This window comes from Actinomadura citrea (assembly GCF_013409045.1).
GTDB lineage: Bacteria > Actinomycetota > Actinomycetes > Streptosporangiales > Streptosporangiaceae > Spirillospora > Spirillospora citrea.
In genome coordinates this window covers 8,200,154-8,218,202 of the sequence record NZ_JACCBT010000001.1, presented here as the reverse complement: position 1 = coordinate 8,218,202, position 18,049 = coordinate 8,200,154, and the positions used below count along the sequence as shown (strand labels likewise).

Sequence of the window (18,049 nt, the reverse complement as noted above, 5' to 3'; positions counted from 1 at the left end):
CCGGGCGGCCGCAATCCCTGGTGCGCGCAATGCCGGAAAGCGTCGATGATTTGCACCGCCGTGGCGCGTCGCCCGGTCCCTCTTGGCATTGCGCCGCCGAGGGGAAGATCTTTGGGCAGGGTTGCGGGGCGGCGCCCGTTCCGGGCGGGTCCGGCCCCGTGGCAGGCCGGTCAGGCCCCGGCGACGGGGTGCGTCAGCAGGGCGACGGGGTCGCGTCCGACGCGCGTCACCACGAGGGTCAGCTCCTTGGCGCGGCGTCCCGCGCGGCGCCCGCCGAAACCGAGGTCGCGGCGGAGCCGGTCGACGTCCACGGCGGAGCCGCGCTTCTTGACGGTCAGCACGCCGATCTCGCGGCGGCGCAACTCGGCGCGCAGCCGCTTCACTGAGAACGGGAGCACGTCCTCCACCTCGTAGGCGGAGGCGAAGGGCGTCGGGCGCAGCTCGTCGGACGTGACGTAGGCGATGTGAGGGTCCGCCAAGCCGCCGCCGACCAGTTCCGCGACTTCGCCGACCAGGTGGGCCCGGATCACGGCGCCGTCAGGCTCGTACAGGTAACGGCCCCACGCGCGTACGTCCGGGTCGCCCAGCCCCCGGGGAGTCAGAGTCCGCACCTGGGGCTCTGAGCCCGAGAGGTCCGAGAGGTAGGTGTCGGACGCGAGGAGAGTGGCCCGCCGGCCCACGTCGCCTGCGAGCCCGCCCAGCCACAGGGCCGCTTCCTTGACGTCACCCCCGACCGAGACCCACTCGGCCTCCGCGTCGTCCGGTACTGCCTCATGCGGAATGCCGGGCGCGACCTTCACGCAGGCCGCGGGCACCTGGCCGGCCATGGCCAGGACGACGTCGAGCGGCGGCTCGTACGAACGGGGATCGAAGACACGGCCCCGTGCCGTGCGCCGTCCAGGATCGGCGAAGACCGCATCGAACCCGGACGGATCCTCCTCGGTGGCGTCCCCGACCCGTACAGAGGCGAGACCCTCCAGTCCGAAGGCGGCCACGTTGGCGCGAGCCACCTCAGCGGTCAGCGGGTCCAGCTCCACGCCTTCCCCGGCCAGGCCCGCGCGCGCTCGGGCGATGAGGTCGGCGCCTATCCCGCATCCCAGTTCCAGCACACGCGCGCCGGGCAGCCGATCCGCGAACCGTCCGGCACGGTAGGCCGCCACGCTCGCGCGGGTCGACTGCTCAAGCCCCGCCTGCGTGAAATACATGCGGTCGGCGTCCGCCCCGAACTTGGCCCGGGCCCTTTCCCGCAGCCGGACCTGCGTCAGCGCGGCGGCCACGAGCGGGGGCTCGTGCCGCTCGCGCAGCCGTGATGCCGTGGCGAGCAGGCCGTCCTCGCTCACGTCCGCCTCGGCCGTCTCCCTGAGGAGCGCCTGGCCGGAGGGGGTGCGCAGGACCCGGAACGACGCGATGTCCATAGGGTGGAAGTTAGCGGCAGAGCCGGAGACCGGGGGCCGGTGAACGCCCGGAGACGGCCGCCGGGCGGGCTCGTGTCCGTGTTGACGGGCCAACGGGCACGGAATAGTCTCACGACTGGCACTCTCAAGGGTAGAGTGCCAAATACAGCGACGAAGGTCGGTCTGGCACCCGCGACGGCAGGCCGGTCCAGGGTCGCCTCTTCTGTCACATGTGCTGGTCGGTCATCCATGGCCGGCCGAGGACCAATCGAAGGGGAGGTCAGATCGTGACGACCGCCACCAAGGTTGTTCTCAAGCCGCTTGAGGACCGCATCGTCGTCCAGCCGCTTGAGGCCGAGACCACCACCGCGTCGGGCCTGGTGATTCCGGACACCGCCAAGGAGAAGCCCCAGGAGGGCACCGTCCTTGCCGTTGGCCCGGGTCGCGTCGACGACAAGGGCGAGCGCGTCCCCGTCGACGTCAAGGTCGGCGAGGTCGTGCTCTACAGCAAGTACGGCGGCACCGAGGTCAAGTACAACGGCGAGGACTACCTCGTCCTCTCGGCCCGCGACGTGCTCGCGGTCATCGAGAAGTAATCACCGAGACGTGATGCACCCGCCCCGGTCGGCGCCGCCTTCGGGCGGCCCGCCGGGGCGGATCGCGTGAAAGAGGAGTATCCGCATGGCGAAGATCCTGGAATTCGAGGAGGACGCTCGCCGGGCTCTTGAGCGCGGCGTCAACGCTCTCGCGGACGCCGTCAAGGTGACGATCGGCCCGCGCGGCCGCAACGTCGTCATCGACAAGAAGTTCGGCGCGCCGACGATCACCAACGACGGCGTCACCATCGCCCGCGAGGTGGAGCTGGAGGACCCCTACGAGAACCTCGGGGCCCAGCTCGCCAAGGAAGTGGCGACCAAGACCAACGACATCGCGGGCGACGGCACCACCACGGCGACCGTCCTCGCTCAGGCGCTGGTCCGCGAGGGGACCCGCAACGTGGCGGCCGGCGCCTCGCCGCTCGCGCTCAAGCGCGGCATCGACGCGGCCGCCCAGTACGTCTCCGACCAGCTGCTGAAGTCGGCCCGCGAGGTCGAGGAGAAGGGCGAGATCGCGCACGTCGCGACCATCTCCGCGCAGGACCCGCAGATCGGCGAGCTGATCGCCGAGGCGTTCGAGAAGGTCGGCAAGGACGGCGTCATCACCGTCGAGGAGGCCCACACGATGGGCCTCGAGCTGGAGTTCACCGAGGGCCTCCAGTTCGACAAGGGCTACCTGTCGCCGCACATGGTCACCGACCACGAGCGCATGGAGGCCGTCCTGGAGGACGCCTACGTGCTCATCGTGGACGGCAAGATCTCCAACGTGCAGGAGTTCCTGCCGCTGGCCGAGAAGGTCGCCCAGACCAAGAAGCCGCTGCTCGTGGTGGCCGAGGACGTCGAGGGCGAGGCGCTGGCGCTGCTCGTCGCCAACAAGATCCGCGGCACCTTCCTGTCCGTCGCGGTCAAGGCTCCGGGCTTCGGCGACCGCCGCAAGGCGATGCTCGGCGACATGGCCACCCTGACCGGCGGCCAGGTCGTCAGCGAGTCGATCGGCCTCAAGCTCGACTCGATCGGGCTGGAGGACCTCGGCCGCGCTCGCCGGATCACCGTCACCAAGGACGCCACCACCATCGTCGACGGCGAGGGCTCCGCGGACGAGGTCACCGCCCGGATCAACCAGATCAAGGTGGAGATCGAGAACAGCGACTCCGACTGGGACCGCGAGAAGCTGCAGGAGCGCCTGGCCAAGCTGGCCGGCGGCGTCTGCGTGCTGCGCGTCGGCGCCGCCACCGAGGTGGAGCTGAAGGAGAAGAAGCACCGCCTGGAGGACGCCATCTCGGCGACCCGCGCGGCGATCGAGGAGGGCATCGTCTCCGGCGGCGGCAGCGCCCTGGTGCACGTCGCCAAGGAGGGCTTCGGCGCCCTCGGCCTGTCCGGCGACGAGGCGACCGGTGCGGAGGCGGTCCGCCGCGCGCTGCCCGAGCCGCTGCGCTGGATCTCCGAGAACGCCGGCCAGGAGGGCTACGTCGTCGTCTCCAAGGTGGAGGAGTTGCAGGTCGGCCACGGCTACAACGCCGCCACCGGCGAGTACGGCGACCTGATCGCCCAGGGCGTCATCGACCCGGTGAAGGTCACCCGCTCGGCGGTCACCAACGCCGCCTCCATCGCGGGCATGCTGCTCACCACCGAGGTGCTCGTGGTCGACAAGCCGGAGGAGGCCGACGAGGCCGCCGGCGGCGGTCACGGCCACGGTCACGGTCACGGCCACTGAGATCGGCCGACCGGCGGGCTCGTCCCGTCCGGGAAGCACAGGTGAGACCCCCGTCCGTCCGGGCGGGGGTCTCACCGCGTCTGGCGGAGGTGCTGTGCCGGTGGGGGCGCCGGACGGATCGCGTTCCCGCCGGGAGAAGCGTCTTCCCGCCGGGAAAAGTCCGCCACGCCCGGCAGCATGATGACCACGACGCGTAGTAACTCCAGGTTCGCTCCCGCACTGTGACCATTCCGTTGTAGAGGACAGTGGAGACACGCCCGGGGGTGCTGGGCATCATGCTTGACGTGACCGAGGGATGCTTCGCCGGGACCGTGAGCGCGCGCGCCGCCGACCCCTCGAACGGGCCGGCACCTCCCGCCCCCCGCGACACCGCCCGTTCGGCTCGGGCGCTGCGCGCCGCGGACGCCGGTGACGGCGACCTCAAGGAGCTGACCCATCTCGCCGTGCAGGGCGACCCGGGTGCCATCGAGATCCTCATCGCCGAGGTGCGTCCCATGATCGTCCGGTACTGCCGCGCCCGGCTCGGCCGGGTCTCCGGGCAGTACCACATCGCCGACGACGTGGCGCAGGAGGTCTGCATCGCCGTCCTGTCGGCCCTGCCGCGCTACCGGGACATGGGCCGGCCGTTCGCGTCCTTCGTCTTCGGCATCGCCGCGCACAAGATCGCGGACGCGCTGCGCAGCGCGGTCCGCGCCGCCGTGCCCACCGAGGACCTGCCGGACGGTCCGGACGACCGCCCGGGCCCCGAGGAGACGGTGGTCCGCTACATCGAGGCGCAGCGCGCCCGCGACCTGCTCACCCGGCTGCCCGAGCACCAGCGCGAACTGGTGCTGCTGCGGGTCGTCGCGGGCCTGTCGGCGGAGGAGACCGGTAATGTGCTGGGCATGTCCGCGGGGGCGGTACGGGTCGCGCAGCACCGGGCCCTGGCCCGGCTCCGGGCGATGGCCAGAGAGGAGTCGATCGCTTGACGGAGCGCGGCCCCCTCACCGGCCTGCGGGGCGCCCCGAATCCGGACGAGCCGGCCCACTTCGGCGACGCCCCGGCGCAGGCGCCGCAGGCCCGCCCGCCCGCCGTCGCGCCCGTGGACCTGTCCGCGGTGCGCCGTACCGACGCGCTCTTCGAGTCGCTGGCGGCGCGGGACGCTGCCGGTTCCGCGGCCCCCGCTGAAGGCCCCGCCGAGGCGCCCGCCGAAGCCCCCCGCGCCGTCCCGCAGGACGACGACCGCGACCCGGCGGAGGAGGGGCGCGCCGACGACCGCGACCCCGTGGTGCGGCTGCTGCGGGCGCTGGTCGCCGACGTCGACGACCCGACCTGCGACGCCCCCGGACCGCCGGCCCCCTCGGGCCCTGGCCCGCGCCGGCGCGGGCCGCGCACCATCGTGGCCCTGAGCGTGGCCGGCGCCGTCCTCGCCAGCAGCGGCGTCGCGGCCGCGGGCGGCGGCGCCGCCGACCGCACCACCGCCTCCCCGGCGCCGAGCGCGTCCAGCGTGGCGGAGGGCGCGGACAGGACGGCCGACACCGACGCCGGCACCTACACGCGCCCGCGGCCGCCCGTGCGCCCGGCCCCCGAGGCGGGACGTCCCGCGGCCCGCACGCCGTCCGGCGGCCCGGGCCGCGAGGAGAACCCGCAGCTCAGGCGGCGCCCGGAGGGCCCTTCCCTCCGTCACCTGCCGCGCCGCCCCTCCCGCAGGCAGGAGGCGCCCACGATGTTCACGGAGCCGGTCGGGAGGCCCGAAGCCCAGCCGGTGGCCGACCCGCCGCCGCGCCTCGACGATCTGCGCCGGATCGTCCGCAAGCGCGCACTCGGCTACCAGAACCGCGCCACCGACGACTGACGGCGGCGTCCTCCAGGTCTCTCGAGTCCTGCGCGTCCGGACCGGTGCGGGCCCGCGCGGTCAGTTCTCGTCGCGGCCCTCTTCGCTGTCGATCACGCCGTCGACGTAGCCGCGGGCGTACTCCCAGCTGACGTAGTCGACGGGATCGGGGGAGAGCGCGGGTTCGTGCACACGGGGGAGGCCCTGGTCCAGCAGGTGGCGCAGGTTGCCGTGCAGCAGGTCCCAGTCGATGTAGTGCATCTTGCCGCAGTCGCCGCAGTCGACCGTGAGGCCGCGCACCCCGAGCGGCTCCAGCAGGGCGCGGAAGACCTCCAGGTCGGCGAGGTCGGCCAGCACGTCCTCCCGCTCCGTCACACTGAGCGGAGCGGTCTCGTCGCCCGGGTCGCCGAGCGCCGCCGCCGGATCCTCCGGATCTCCGGCGAACGGGTCGAGCGGAGCATCGTCGTGCACGTACCCACGCTACTGCGAGACGCCCCGAGAGGTGCACCCCCCGGTCCCTCCGTGCGCGAACGAGCGCGAAGCGTGCGGGCACGGAGGGGAATGCGAAGGACCGCCCGGCGTGTTGGGGGATGTCATCAAGACCACGTGGCCGCCGCGCGCAAACCCCGGCCGGCCGCGGGCTCCGGCCCCTACCATGGGGACAGGGTCCCTTGTGACCTGGCCCGATGCCGCCACCACCACGGGAAGGTTGTCATGATCCCCGCCGCCGAGCCCGACAAGTTCCTCCCGCAGGGCCTGACCTTCGACGACGTGCTCCTGCTGCCGGGGTACTCCGACCTGCAGCCCGGCGAGGCCGACACCACGACCCGGCTGACCCGCGAGATCACGCTGCGGATCCCGCTCGTCTCGGCGGCGATGGACACCGTGACCGAGGCCCGCACCGCGGTCGCGATGGCCCGCCAGGGCGGCATCGGCGTGCTGCACCGCAACATGTCGATCGAGGAGCAGGCCGCGGAGGCCGACCGGGTCAAGCGCTCCGAGGCCGGGATGATCACCAACCCGGTGACCTGCCTGCCGGACGCCACCCTCGCCGACGTCGAGGCGCTGTGCGCCCGCTACCGGATCTCCGGCGTGCCGGTCACCGACGTGCGCGGCGTGCTGGTCGGCATCGTGACCAACCGGGACATGCGCTTCGAGACCGACCTGTCGCGCTCCGTGCGCGAGGTCATGACGGCGATGCCGCTCATCACCGCCCCGGTGGACGTCTCGCGCGAGGAGGCGTTCCGCCTGCTCGCGGGCAACAAGGTGGAGAAGCTCCCGCTCGTCGACGGCGAGGGCCGCCTCAAGGGCCTGATCACCACCAAGGACTTCACCAAGAGCGAGCAGTACCCCGACTCCACCAAGGACGCCGACGGCCGCCTGCTCGTCGCCGCGGCCGTGGGCGTCGGCGAGGACGCCCTGCGCCGCGCGAGCGCCCTCATCGACGCCGGCACCGATGTGATCATCGTGGACACGGCGCACGGCCACTCCAAGGGCGTCGCCGACACGATCGCCGCGATCAAGGGCAACGCGTCCGTCCAGGTCGTCGGCGGGAACATCGCCACCGCGGCCGGCGCCCAGGTGCTGGTGGACGCGGGCGCCGACGCGATCAAGGTCGGCGTGGGCCCCGGCTCCATCTGCACCACCCGCATCGTCGCCGGCGTCGGCGTCCCGCAGATCACCGCGATCTCCGAGGCGGCCCGCGCGGCGAAGGCGGCGGGCGTCCCGGTGATCGGGGACGGCGGCCTGCAGTACTCGGGCGACATCGCCAAGGCCCTGGTCGCGGGCGCCGACACCGTGATGCTCGGCAGCCTGCTCGCCGGCGTCGAGGAGTCCCCGGGCGAGCTGATCTTCGTCCACGGCAAGCAGTACAAGTCCTACCGCGGCATGGGTTCGCTCGGCGCGATGCGCAACCGCGAGCGCGGCGCCTCCTACTCCAAGGACCGCTACGCCCAGGCCGAGGTCAACGCCGAGGAGAAGCTGATCCCCGAGGGCGTCGAGGGCCAGGTCCCCTACCGGGGGCCCCTCGCCAACGTCGCGCACCAGCTCGTCGGCGGGCTCCACCAGTCGATGTGGTACGCGGGCACCCGCACCGTCCCCGAGCTCCAGGAGCGCGGCCAGCTCATGCGCATCAGCGTCGCGGGCCTGCGCGAGAGCCACCCGCACGACATCCAGATGACCGTGGAGGCCCCCAACTACCAGGGCCGCTGACCTGACGTAAGCTCTTCCGGGGCTGGGTCCCGCGAACCGCGGGAAGACCTGATCACGTGGAGGAAGGGCGCAGTGGCTGCTGAGGTGGAGATCGGCCGTGGCAAGAGCGGCCGTCGGGCGTACGCCTTCGACGACATCGGCATCGTGCCGTCCCGCCGGACGCGCGATCCCGAGGAGGTCAGCGTCGCCTGGCAGATCGACGCCTACCGGTTCGACATGCCGCTGGTCGTCGCGCCGATGGACAGCGTCGTCAGCCCCGCCATCGCGATCGCCGTCGGACGGCTCGGCGGCCTGGCCGTGCTCGACCTCGAAGGGCTCTGGACGCGCTACGACGACCCGGGGCCGCTGCTCGCCGAGATCGCCTCGCTGGACGACGTCCAAGCCACCCAGCGGCTCCAGGAGATCTACTCCGAGCCGATCAAGGAAGAGCTGATCGGCCGCCGGATCGAGGAGGTCCGCGAGGCGGGCGTCACCGTCGCGGCGCGGCTGTCGCCGCAGCGCACCGCCCAGTTCCACAAGGCCGTGATCGACGCCGGCGTCGACCTGTTCGTGATCCGCGGGACCACCGTGTCCGCCGAGCACGTGTCGGGGCGCGCCGAGCCGCTGAACCTCAAGCAGTTCATCTACGACCTCGACGTCCCTGTGATCGTCGGCGGCTGCTCCACCTACACCGCGGCGCTGCACCTGATGCGCACCGGCGCGGCCGGCGTGCTGGTCGGGTTCGGCGGCGGCTCCGGGCACACGACCCGGACCGTCCTCGGCGTCGCGGTCCCGATGGCCACCGCGGTCGCCGACGTGGCCGCCGCCCGGCGCGACTACATGGACGAGTCCGGCGGCCGCTACGTGCACGTGATCGCCGACGGCGGCATGGTCAACAGCGGCGACCTCGCCAAGGCGTTCGCCTGCGGCTCCGACGCCGTGATGGTCGGCTCCCCGTTCGCCCGCTCCACCGAGGCGCCCGGGCGCGGCTACCACTGGGGCAGCGAGGCCCACCACGGCGACGTCCCCCGCGGTACCCGCATCGAGCTCGGGACGATCGGGACGATGGAGCAGATCCTGCACGGCCCGTCCCACGTCGCGGACGGCTCCATGAACCTCATCGGCGCGCTGCGCCGTTCGATGGCCACCGCGGGATACACCGAGTTGAAGGAGTTCCAGCGGGTGCAGGTCGTCGTGGCCCCCGGCCAGTCCACCGACTGAGAGCGACCCCACGTCCGTTCATACGCATCTCGGTGTGAACCGGTCCTTACTCTTGGGTAGGAACCGTTCGGAAACCGAACCGCTGTGGGGGGATGCGCGATGACGGGATCACCGGTGACGGGTCTGGGAAGCTCGCGGCTCGGCCCGGCCGAGCGCGCCGCGGCGCTCGACCGCATGGCCCGCGAGGAGTTCGACGTGGTCGTCGTCGGCGGCGGCATCGTCGGCGCGGGCGCGGCGCTCGACGCGGCCACCCGGGGCCTGTCGGTCGCGGTGGTCGAGGCCCGCGACTTCGCGTCCGGCACGTCCTCGCGGTCGTCCAAGCTGATCCACGGCGGACTGCGCTACCTGGAGCAGTACAACTTCGACCTTGTCCGGGAGGCGCTGACCGAGCGCGCGCTGCTGCTCCAGCAGATCGCGCCGCACCTGGTGCAGCCCGTCCCGTTCCTGCTGCCGACCACGCACCGCGTGTGGGAGCGCGCGTACCTCGGCGCGGGCGTGGCCCTCTACGACCTCCTCGCCTTCCAGATGGGCAGCACGCGCGGCGTCCCGCACCACCGGCACCTGACGCGCCGCGGCGCGCTGCGCCTCGCGCCGTCCCTGCGCAAGGACGCCTTCACCGGCGCGATCCAGTACTGGGACGCGCGGGTCGACGACGCCCGCTACGTCATGACCGTCCTGCGGACGGCCGCGGAGTACGGCGCCCAGATCGCCTCGCGCACCCAGTGCCTGGGGTTCCTGCGCGAGGGGGAGCGCGTCACCGGCCTGCGCATCCGCGACCTTGAGGGCAACACGACCAGCGAGGTCCGCGCCAAGCAGGTCGTCAACGCCACCGGAGTGTGGTCGGACGACATCCAGGAACTCGTCGGCGGGCGCGGCCAGATCCACGTGAAGGCGTCCAAGGGCATCCACCTGGTCGTCCCGAAGGACCGTATCCACTCCGCGACGGGGATCATCCTGCGCACCGAGAAGTCGGTGCTCTTCGTGATCCCCTGGGGCCGCCACTGGATCATCGGGACCACCGACACCGCCTGGGACCTCGACAGGGCCCACCCCGCCGCGTCCAAGGCCGACATCGACTACGTCCTGGACCACGTCAACTCCGTCCTCGCCACCCCGCTCACCCATGACGACGTGGAGGGCGTCTACGCGGGACTGCGCCCCCTCCTCACCGGCGAGACCGAGGAGACGTCGAAGCTCTCCCGCGAGCACGTGGTCGCGCACCCCGTCCCGGGCCTGGTCCTCGTGGCGGGCGGCAAGTACACGACGTACCGCGTCATGGCCAAGGACGCCATCGACGCCGTCGCGCACGGCCTCGACGGCAAGGTCGCCGAGTCCTGCACCGACCGCATCCCGCTCGTCGGCGGCGACGGCTTCCAGGCCATGTGGAACGCCCGGCACCGCCTCGCCGCGCGCTCCGGCCTGCACGTCGCCCGGATCGAGCACCTCCTGCGCCGCTACGGGACGCTCCTGGACGACCTGCTCGAACTGATCGCCGACAAGCCCGACCTCGCCAAGCCGCTGAGCGGTGCCGACGACTACCTGCGCGCCGAGGTCGTCTACGGCGCCACGCACGAGGGCGCCCGGCACATCAACGACGTCCTCGCCCGCCGCACCCGCATCTCCATCGAGACCTGGGACCGCGGCGTCGGCGTCGCCCAGGAGGCCGCCGACCTCCTCGCGCCCGTCCTCGGCTGGTCCAAGAAGCAGCGCGACCGCGAGATCGAGTACTACCGCAAGCGCGTCGAGGCCGAACGCGCCTCCCAGACCCAGGAGGACGACCAGGAGGCCGACGCCCGGCGCCGGGGCGCCCCCGAGATCGTCCCCATCGCCACCCCCTGACCTGGAGGCCCGGGGTTCAGGGCTGAGGGCGGCCCTGCACGAGGGTCTTGCCGGTGCTGTAGAGGTCGGCGGGGACCCGGACGGGGTCGAGGAGGTGCTGGAAGGCCAGGCCGAAGTCGAGGGCCATGGTCAGGGCGGCGCGGTCGTCGGGAGCGAGCCCGTCGGGTGCGGGGCCGTCGGCGGGCTCCAGCTCCTGGGCCAGCTGGGCGCGGCGTTCGGCGTACCAGTCGGCGATGCGCCAGCCGGCGGCGTAGTCGCGCATGCCGTAGAGCCAGAACTCGACCAGGAGCAGGGCCAGGCGGCGGGGGGCCTCGTCGGAGTCGCGGCGGGACGGGCGGCCGGTGCGGTCGGCGTCCTCGGCGGCGGCGCGGAGCTCGTCGCAGACGTCGGTCCGGGTGCGAGCGCTGGTGATGCGCTCCATCAGGGCGAGCAGCAGGTCGGTCTTGCCGGCGAAGTTGGAGTAGACGGCGCCCTTGGTGAGGCCGGCGGCCGCCGCGATGTCGTCGAGCGAGGCGCCGTGGATGCCGCGTTCGGCCCAGAGGCGCTCGGCGGCGGCGAGCAGGGCGGCGCGGGTCTGCTCGCGCCGGTCGCCGCGCGCTCCGGGGCGGCCGGAGCCGCTCTCGGGCCTGTGGCCGCGGGCGTCCGTCATCGCTGTCCCCTCCCCTGGGCAGCGCCGCCCCCCGACGGCGCTGAAATTCTCCGCTGCTTTCGGGATACACCGGGCCGGGGCGGTCAGTCCTCGACTTGCACAACTCAACCTGGCTTGGAACGGTCCGTTTGGCAGGGGTTGTCAGTCGCGAACGGAGAAGCCGGGATCGCGGACGGAGATAGCAGGCCCTAGTGGGGCATATCACTGCAAGTAGCGCGTTACTTGCGGGTAGCCAAACTGGGCGGGTGGTCATACCCTGCCTGCATGGCATCCCCGACGGTCCCTGCCGAAGGCGCGGCAGACCCAGCCGAAGGCGCAACAGGCCCAGCCGAAGGCGCGGCGACCTCCGCGGAAGGCGCGGCGACCTCTGCCAAGGGCGCGGCGGACACTGCCGGCGGCGGGGGGGACTCTGCCAAGGGCGCGGCGGAGCACTCGCTTCCTCAGACCTTGGTCGACCGGCTGGTCTCGCACGTCGCATCGGACGGTGCCGAGACCGCGACGATCCCGAGCCCCTTCACCGGCGAACCCCTGGCGACCGTTCCGCTGTCGAGCCCCGAGGACGTCCGGGCCGCCTACGAGCGGGCGCGGGAGGCGCAGCGGGCCTGGGCCGCGCTGCCCGCGAGGGAGCGGGCCAAGCCCTTCCTGCGGCTCGCGGACGCGCTGGTCGACCGGCGCGGGGAGATCCTCGACATCATCCAGCTGGAGACCGGCAAGGCGCGCCGCCACGCGATGGAGGAGTTCCTCGACGTCGCGCTGTGCTCGCTCTACTACGCCCGGCGGGCCCCGCGGCTGCTGAAGCCGCGCCGCCGCAAGGGGATGGTGCCGGGGCTGACCCGCGTCCAGGAACTGCGGCACCCGAAGGGCGTCGTGGCGCTGATCGCGCCGTGGAACTACCCGTTCGCGCTCGGGGCCAGCGACATCGCGCCGGCGCTGATGGCGGGCAACGCGGTCGTCCACAAGCCGGACACCCAGACGTGCCTGTCCAGCCTGTGGGTGCTGGACCTGCTGGTCTCGCTCGGGCTGCCCCGGGACCTCTGGCAGATCGTCGTCGGCGATCCCGCCGAGATCGGCGACCCGCTGGTGGAAAACGCCGACTACGTCTCGTTCACCGGCTCGACGCGCGGGGGCAAGGCGATCGCGGAGAAGGTGGCGCCCCGCCTGGTCGCCTACTCGCTGGAGCTCGGCGGCAAGAACCCGATGATCGTCATGCCGGACGCCGACGTCGAGCGCGCCGCGCGCGGCGCGGTCCGCGCGTGCTTCACCAACGCCGGTCAGCTGTGCATATCGATCGAGCGGATGTACGTGCACGAGGACGTCTACGACCGGTTCGTGCCGCGGTTCGTCGAGCTGGTCAAGGGCATGCGGCTCGGCACCGGCCTGGACTTCGACGCCGAGATGGGCTCGCTGACCCACAGGCGCCAGCTGGACGCGGTGACGGCGCACGTCGACCAGGCCGTCAAGGAGGGCGCGACCGTCCTGGCCGGAGGGAAGGCCCGTCCCGACGTCGGCCCGCTGTTCTACGAGCCGACGGTCCTCGCGGACGTCAACGGCGACATGGACCTGTGCGCGAACGAGACGTTCGGGCCCGTCGTCGCGGTCTACAGGTACCGGGACGAGGACGAGGTCGTCGCCCGCGCCAACGACACGCCCTACGGGCTGAACGCGTCGGTGTGGACGAAGAGCCCGGCGCGGGGCCGCCGCCTCGCCGCCCGCATCCAGGCGGGGACGGTCAACATCAACGACGGCTACGGCGCCGCCTACGCCTCCTACGACTCCCCGATGGGCGGGATGAAGCAGTCCGGTGTGGGACGCCGCCACGGGTCCGAGGGGCTGCTGAAGTTCACCGAGGTCCAGACCGTCGCGAGCCAGCACATCCTGGACCTGGAGCCGCCCGGCGCCATCGGCTACGACAGGTTCGCCGACTCCATGGCGACCGGCATCAAGCTCATGAAGAAGCTGCGGATCAAGTAGGGATCGCCTGTGAAGCATGACTTCGACGTGCTCGTCGTCGGGTCGGGGTTCGGCGGCAGCGTCTCGGCGCTGCGGCTGACCGAGAAGGGCTACAGGGTCGGCGTCATCGAGGCCGGCCGCCGCTTCGACACGAATCCGGGCGGCGCGCCGGGGTCCCGGTATCCGGAGCTGCCGAAGACGAACTGGCGCATCGCCCGCTACCTGTGGGCGCCCGCGCTCGGCCTGACCGGCATGCAGCGGATGCACCTCATCCGCGGCGCCAAGTCGAGCCGCGTGATGGTGCTGGCGGGTGCGGGCGTCGGCGGCGGGTCCCTCAACTACGCCAACACGCTGTACGTCCCGCCGGAGCCGTTCTTCAAGGACCGGCAGTGGGCCCACATCACCGACTGGCGGGACGAGCTGACCCCCCACTACGAGCAGGCGAAGCGCATGCTCGGCGTCGTCCAGAACCCGACGACGACGGCGGCCGACAAGGTCATGAAGAGGGTCGCCGACCGGATGGGCAAGGGCGAGACGTTCGTGAGGACGCCGGTCGGCGTCTACTTCGGGAGCGGCGCCGGGGTCGAGAGCGCCGACCCCTACTTCGGCGGGGCGGGCCCGCGCCGGCGCGGCTGCCTGGAGTGCGGCGAGTGCATGGTGGGCTGCCGCCACGGTGCGAAGAACATGCTGACGGAGAACTACCTGTACCTGGCCGAGAAGGCGGGCGCCCGGGTGATGCCGCTCAGCCGCGTCACCTCGGTGCGGCCGCGCGCCGGCGGCGGGTACGAGGTCGAGATCGTCCGGACCGGCTCGTTCGGCCGCAACCGCAAGACGCTCACCGCCGAGCAGGTCGTCTTCGCCGCCGGCACCTACGGGACGCAGAAGCTCCTGCACAAGCTCAAGTCGACCGGGCTGCTGCCGCGCCTGTCTGACCGGCTCGGCGCGCTGACCCGCACCAACTCCGAGGCGATCCTCGGCGGCGGGCGGCGGGGCGGCAGGCCGGGCCCGGACTTCTCCGAGGGGGTGGCGATCACGTCGTCGTTCCACCCGACGCCGGACACCCACGTCGAGCCCGTCCGGTACGGCCGGGGCTCGAACCTGCTCGCCTCGCTGCAGACCCTTCTGGTGGACGGCGACCGTCCGGGCGAGCCGCACACGCCCCGGATCCGCAAGTTCGCCCGCGAGGTGGTGCGCCGGCCGGGCGACCTCCTCCAGCTCTTCGACGTCCGCCACTGGTCGGAGCGGACGGTGATCGCCCTGGTCATGCAGACCCGCGACAACTCGATCACGCTGAGCCCGAGGAAGGGCCCGTTCGGCTGGGACGTCCGCGCGTCCGCCGGGCACGGCGAGCCGAACCCGACGTGGATCCCCGAGGGGCACGAGGCGACCCGCCGGATCGCCGAGGAGATCGGCGGCATCCCGGGCGGCGCCTGGGGCGACCTGTTCGACGTCCCGATGACCGCGCACTTCCTCGGCGGCTGCGCCATCGGCGACTCCGCCGAGACCGGCGTGATCGACCCCTACCACCGCGTCTACGGGCACCCCGGCCTGCACGTCGTGGACGGCTCCGCCGTCTCGGCCAACCTGGGCGTCAACCCGTCCCTCACCATCACGGCCCAGGCCGAGCGCGCCATGTCGTTCTGGCCGAACCGCTCGGAGGAGGACCGGCGTCCCGCCCTCGGTGACGCCTACCGCCGCCTCGCCCCCGTCGTCCCGAAGAACCCGGCCGTCCCGGCCGACGCCCCCGCGGCCCTGAAGCTCCCGATCGTCGACATCACCTGAGGGTGGACGAGTCCGGCGCCGGAGCGGTCATCCGCTCCGGCACCGGGTGTCGGATCAGGCGCGGTAGGCGGCCCACTGGTTCTTCATGCGCGTGGACTGGCCCGGCGTGAACTCGTACATGCACGAGTCGTAGCTGTAGTCCATGAAGTTGTGGATGGGGTCGGCACCGGCCGTGGAGCAGGTGTCGCGGCCGGTCGGGCAGCCCGAGGCCGGGCTCTGCTCGGCGGGCGTGTCGGAGACGCTGTCGCCGGTGCTGCCGCACCCGCCCTGGAACGTGTGGTACAGCCCCATCCAGTGGCCCACCTCGTGGGTCCCGGTGTCGCCCTCGTTGTAGTTGCCGAGCGAGCCGCCCGGCAGGCTCTGGTAGTGGACGACGACGCCGTCCAACGACGGCTGGGAGCGGTAGCTGCTCGGGAACGTGGCCCAGCCGAGGAGGCTGCTGCCGAGGTCGGCCGTGTAGAAGTTGAGGTCCTGCGCGTTGCCGGCGTGCAGGGCGGACTTCATCTGCCGCTCGTAGCCCTCGGGGTCGGAGAACCAGGCCGCGTTCTTCGTCCGCCTGGTCTCGGCCAGGGTGAACGTGACGCCGCTGCCGGCGTAGGCGTTGTTGAGGACGCTGAGCTGCTTGGTCAGGGCCGAGTCGGACACGTTGCCCGCGCTGCCGTAGACGACCTGGAAGTGCACGCGGACGGTGATGGCCGCCGCCGTGCTCGCCTTCCTCAACTTGCCGAGGCGGTTCTGGAAGTCCTTCTCCATCGCGGCGACCTGGGCCGTTCCGGGCTGGTTCCGCTCGGTGGCGTGGGCCCCGGCGCGGACGCGGGCCTGGGCGGGCTGGTCGGCGCACACCGTGGACGAGGTGGACGGTGCGGCCAGCGTGGCGGGGGCGGCGGGGGCGTACGCCGTGAAGGCGGCGGCCATGCCGAGGACGGCGGCGATTCCGGCGCGTTTCATGGAACTCCTTGGGGGGTGCGGCGCGTGCGGGGGAGCGCGCGCGTGGGGAGCGGAGTCATCGCTGGAACCAGGGTGGATGCGAACAAACATCGCGTCTTTAGCAAACGTGGACGAACAGGGGTGAGTAAGACTGAATACGGCACCGTAGCGCGGCGGCGTAGCGTGTCTCCCATGGATGCGGAGGGGGAGGCGGCACGGATCCTGGCCGAACTGAGGGCGCAGGCGGACCCGGTGCGCGCCGAAGGAGAGAAGCGCTACCTGAAGAGCGATTTCGCCCATTTCGGCGTGCCCGTCCCCGCGTTGCGCAAGGTCGCGTTGCGGGCGGTGAAGCCCACCCCGGCACGGGAGGAACTGGTCGCCCTCGCCGAGACGCTCTGGGGTGCCACAGAAGGGGGCCGCCCGGTGCACGAGGCCCGCATGGCCGCCATCGAGGTCCTTGTGAAGCGGGCGGCGCTGCTGGAGCCGCGCGACGTGGGTCTGGCCGAACGGCTCATCCGCGACTCGGCGAGCTGGGTGTACGTCGACCATCTGGCGGAGAAGGTCGTCGGGGCGCTGGTCGTCCGTCACCCCGACCTGGCGACGGTACTGGACGCGTGGGTCGCCGATCCCTACATGTGGGTGAGGCGCACGGCCATGCTGGCGCTCCTGGCGGGTGTCCGGACGGGCGACCCTGATCTCGACCGCATCGACCGCTATGGAGACGCGCTCAGTGGTGAGCGCGAGTTCTTCATCCGCAAGGCCCTCGGATGGGTGCTCCGAGAGCTGTCCAAGAAGAACCCCGAATGGGTGGCCGCCTGGGTCGAACCCCGCGTGGACGCCCTCTCAGGCGTCACGCTACGCGAGGCCCTCCGCCACCTCCCTCCCGAAGCCCATCTCCCTCCCGGAGCCCACCACCCGCCTCGGTTCTAGGCGCGGTAGGCGGTCCACACGTTGTGGATGCGGGTGCCCTGGCCGGGGGTGAAGGACGTCATGCAGGTGTCGTAGCCGTAGTCCATGTAGTTGTGGACGGGGTCTTCCCCGGGGGTGGGGCAGGTGTCCTTGAAGGACGGGCAGCCGTTCGTGGGGTCGCGCTCGGCAGGGGTGTCGGCGACCCGGTCGCCTTGGCCGCTGCAGCCGTCCTGGAACGTGTGGTAGAGGCCCAGCCAGTGCCCGACCTCGTGGGTCGCGCTGAACCCCTTGTTGAAGTTCTCGATGGAACCGCCCGGCATGCTGGCGTAGTGGATGGTCACGCCGTCCATCGTGGGGTCGGACTTGTACTTCCAGGGGAACGTCGACCAGCCGAGCAGGTCGCCGCCGATATAGGTGCTGTAGAGGTTCAGCGTCGACTTGCCGCCCTGGTGCAGCCTCGGCTTGTAGGTGCCCTCATAGCGTTCCGGGTCGCCGAACCATGCCGCGTTGTCGGTACGGCTCACGGCCTTGAGCGTGAAGGAGACGTGCGCGTTCGCGCCGCCGTCGCCTCCGCCGTAGGACGTGTTCAGCGTGCTGATCTGGCGCTGGATCATGGCGTTGGACACGTTGCCCTGCGCGCCGGCGTGGATCACGTGGAAGTAGACCGGGACGGTGATCGGCGCGGCCCTGCGCAGGCTCGCGCTCTTCGAGGGTCCGTGCCCGCCCTGGACGAGGCCGTCCAGGATCCGGTTCAGGCGCGTCTCCACGGCGGCGGCCTCGGCCGGGCTCAGATCCATGCGGTCCCGGGCGTGGCCGTCGTCCGTCCGGTGGCGCGCCTCAGGTGCCGCAGGGGGGCGAGCGCAGTCGTCGCCCCGGCGTTCGTGCCCTGTGCTCGCGGACGGTCCTGTGCTCGCGGACGGCGCGGACTGCCCGAAAGGCACGGCGGGGACGAGGGCGGCGAGCAGAGCGGCGGCGGCGAGCGGCTTCACGGCACTCCTAGGGACGGCGTTCCGGCGAGCGCGGCGTTCCCGAGGAAACCAGCGCTTCGCCGAATACAGGGCGTCA

At 72.2% G+C, this 18,049-nt stretch carries 14 protein-coding genes and 1 pseudogene; 10 read left to right on the top strand and 5 right to left on the bottom strand.

Annotation, left to right across the window (positions count from 1 at the left end):
• Nucleotides 1-170 precede the first annotated feature (170 nt).
• Nucleotides 171-1,415 carry a class I SAM-dependent methyltransferase gene (locus BJ999_RS37530; RefSeq protein ID WP_179837639.1) on the bottom strand — a complete coding sequence of 415 codons (1,245 nt, stop codon included), beginning with the start codon at nucleotides 1,413-1,415 and terminating at the stop codon, nucleotides 171-173.
• Nucleotides 1,416-1,681: 266 nt separating this feature from the next.
• Between BJ999_RS37530 and groES the strand changes: the two genes are divergently transcribed.
• The 4 genes from groES to BJ999_RS37510 all read left to right on the top strand — a co-directional run bounded on the left by groES (nucleotide 1,682) and on the right by BJ999_RS37510 (nucleotide 5,538).
• Nucleotides 1,682-1,990, top strand: a complete 309-nt coding sequence (gene groES / locus BJ999_RS37525; protein ID WP_089314894.1) for a co-chaperone GroES — start codon at nucleotides 1,682-1,684, stop codon at nucleotides 1,988-1,990.
• A gap of 85 nt (nucleotides 1,991-2,075) precedes the next feature.
• Nucleotides 2,076-3,704 carry a chaperonin GroEL gene (gene groL / locus BJ999_RS37520; protein ID WP_179837638.1) on the top strand — a complete coding sequence of 543 codons (1,629 nt, stop codon included), beginning with the start codon at nucleotides 2,076-2,078 and terminating at the stop codon, nucleotides 3,702-3,704.
• Between the two features lie 275 nt (nucleotides 3,705-3,979).
• Complete coding sequence (locus BJ999_RS37515; RefSeq protein WP_373292800.1) at nucleotides 3,980-4,672, top strand: sigma-70 family RNA polymerase sigma factor; 693 nt, start codon at nucleotides 3,980-3,982, stop codon at nucleotides 4,670-4,672.
• Complete coding sequence (locus tag BJ999_RS37510; RefSeq protein ID WP_179837637.1) at nucleotides 4,669-5,538, top strand: hypothetical protein; 870 nt, start codon at nucleotides 4,669-4,671, stop codon at nucleotides 5,536-5,538. Before BJ999_RS37515 ends, BJ999_RS37510 begins: the two co-directional genes overlap by 4 nt.
• Before the next feature lie 60 nt (nucleotides 5,539-5,598).
• Here BJ999_RS37510 and BJ999_RS37505 read toward each other — a convergent pair whose 3' ends face one another.
• The gene (locus BJ999_RS37505; protein ID WP_179837636.1) at nucleotides 5,599-5,988 is read right to left on the bottom strand and encodes a DUF5319 domain-containing protein; all 390 of its coding nucleotides are present in this window, start codon (nucleotides 5,986-5,988) and stop codon (nucleotides 5,599-5,601) included.
• Nucleotides 5,989-6,231: 243 nt separating this feature from the next.
• On the opposite strand from BJ999_RS37505, the gene guaB reads away from it, so the two are divergent.
• From guaB to BJ999_RS37490, 3 genes are all read left to right on the top strand, one after another.
• Nucleotides 6,232-7,728, top strand: coding sequence for an IMP dehydrogenase (gene guaB / locus BJ999_RS37500; RefSeq protein WP_179837635.1), 1,497 nt, complete (start codon nucleotides 6,232-6,234; stop codon nucleotides 7,726-7,728).
• An 84-nt stretch (nucleotides 7,729-7,812) separates the two neighbouring features.
• Entirely contained in the window at nucleotides 7,813-8,928 is a 1,116-nt protein-coding gene (locus BJ999_RS37495) for a GuaB3 family IMP dehydrogenase-related protein (RefSeq protein WP_179839083.1), read from the top strand.
• A gap of 99 nt (nucleotides 8,929-9,027) precedes the next feature.
• Nucleotides 9,028-10,767 (top strand): glycerol-3-phosphate dehydrogenase/oxidase, encoded by a 1,740-nt coding sequence (locus BJ999_RS37490; RefSeq protein ID WP_179837634.1) that lies wholly within the window; start codon nucleotides 9,028-9,030, stop codon nucleotides 10,765-10,767.
• 16 nt (nucleotides 10,768-10,783) lie between these two features.
• Here the strand turns inward: BJ999_RS37490 and BJ999_RS37485 are convergent, their stop codons facing one another.
• Nucleotides 10,784-11,416 carry a TetR/AcrR family transcriptional regulator gene (locus BJ999_RS37485; RefSeq protein ID WP_179837633.1) on the bottom strand — a complete coding sequence of 211 codons (633 nt, stop codon included), beginning with the start codon at nucleotides 11,414-11,416 and terminating at the stop codon, nucleotides 10,784-10,786.
• A gap of 426 nt (nucleotides 11,417-11,842) precedes the next feature.
• Between BJ999_RS37485 and BJ999_RS37480 the strand changes: the two are divergent.
• Together BJ999_RS37480 and BJ999_RS37475 are read left to right on the top strand one after the other, a co-directional pair.
• A pseudogene (locus tag BJ999_RS37480) lies at nucleotides 11,843-13,387 on the top strand (succinic semialdehyde dehydrogenase); the annotation flags it as partial.
• Between the two features lie 9 nt (nucleotides 13,388-13,396).
• Entirely contained in the window at nucleotides 13,397-15,148 is a 1,752-nt protein-coding gene (locus BJ999_RS37475) for an FAD-dependent oxidoreductase (RefSeq protein WP_179837631.1), read from the top strand.
• A gap of 54 nt (nucleotides 15,149-15,202) precedes the next feature.
• Here the strand turns inward: BJ999_RS37475 and BJ999_RS37470 are convergent, their stop codons facing one another.
• Nucleotides 15,203-16,096 carry a zinc metalloprotease gene (locus BJ999_RS37470; RefSeq protein WP_179837630.1) on the bottom strand — a complete coding sequence of 298 codons (894 nt, stop codon included), beginning with the start codon at nucleotides 16,094-16,096 and terminating at the stop codon, nucleotides 15,203-15,205.
• A gap of 171 nt (nucleotides 16,097-16,267) precedes the next feature.
• Here BJ999_RS37470 and BJ999_RS37465 point away from each other — a divergent pair, with 171 nt between their 5' ends.
• Nucleotides 16,268-17,005, top strand: coding sequence for a DNA alkylation repair protein (locus BJ999_RS37465; RefSeq protein WP_179837629.1), 738 nt, complete (start codon nucleotides 16,268-16,270; stop codon nucleotides 17,003-17,005).
• Here the strand turns inward: BJ999_RS37465 and BJ999_RS37460 are convergent.
• Nucleotides 17,002-17,973 (bottom strand): zinc metalloprotease, encoded by a 972-nt coding sequence (locus BJ999_RS37460; protein ID WP_179837628.1) that lies wholly within the window; start codon nucleotides 17,971-17,973, stop codon nucleotides 17,002-17,004. The two genes, BJ999_RS37465 and BJ999_RS37460, sit on opposite strands and share 4 nt — an antisense overlap.
• Between the last annotated feature and the right edge of the window lie 76 nt (nucleotides 17,974-18,049).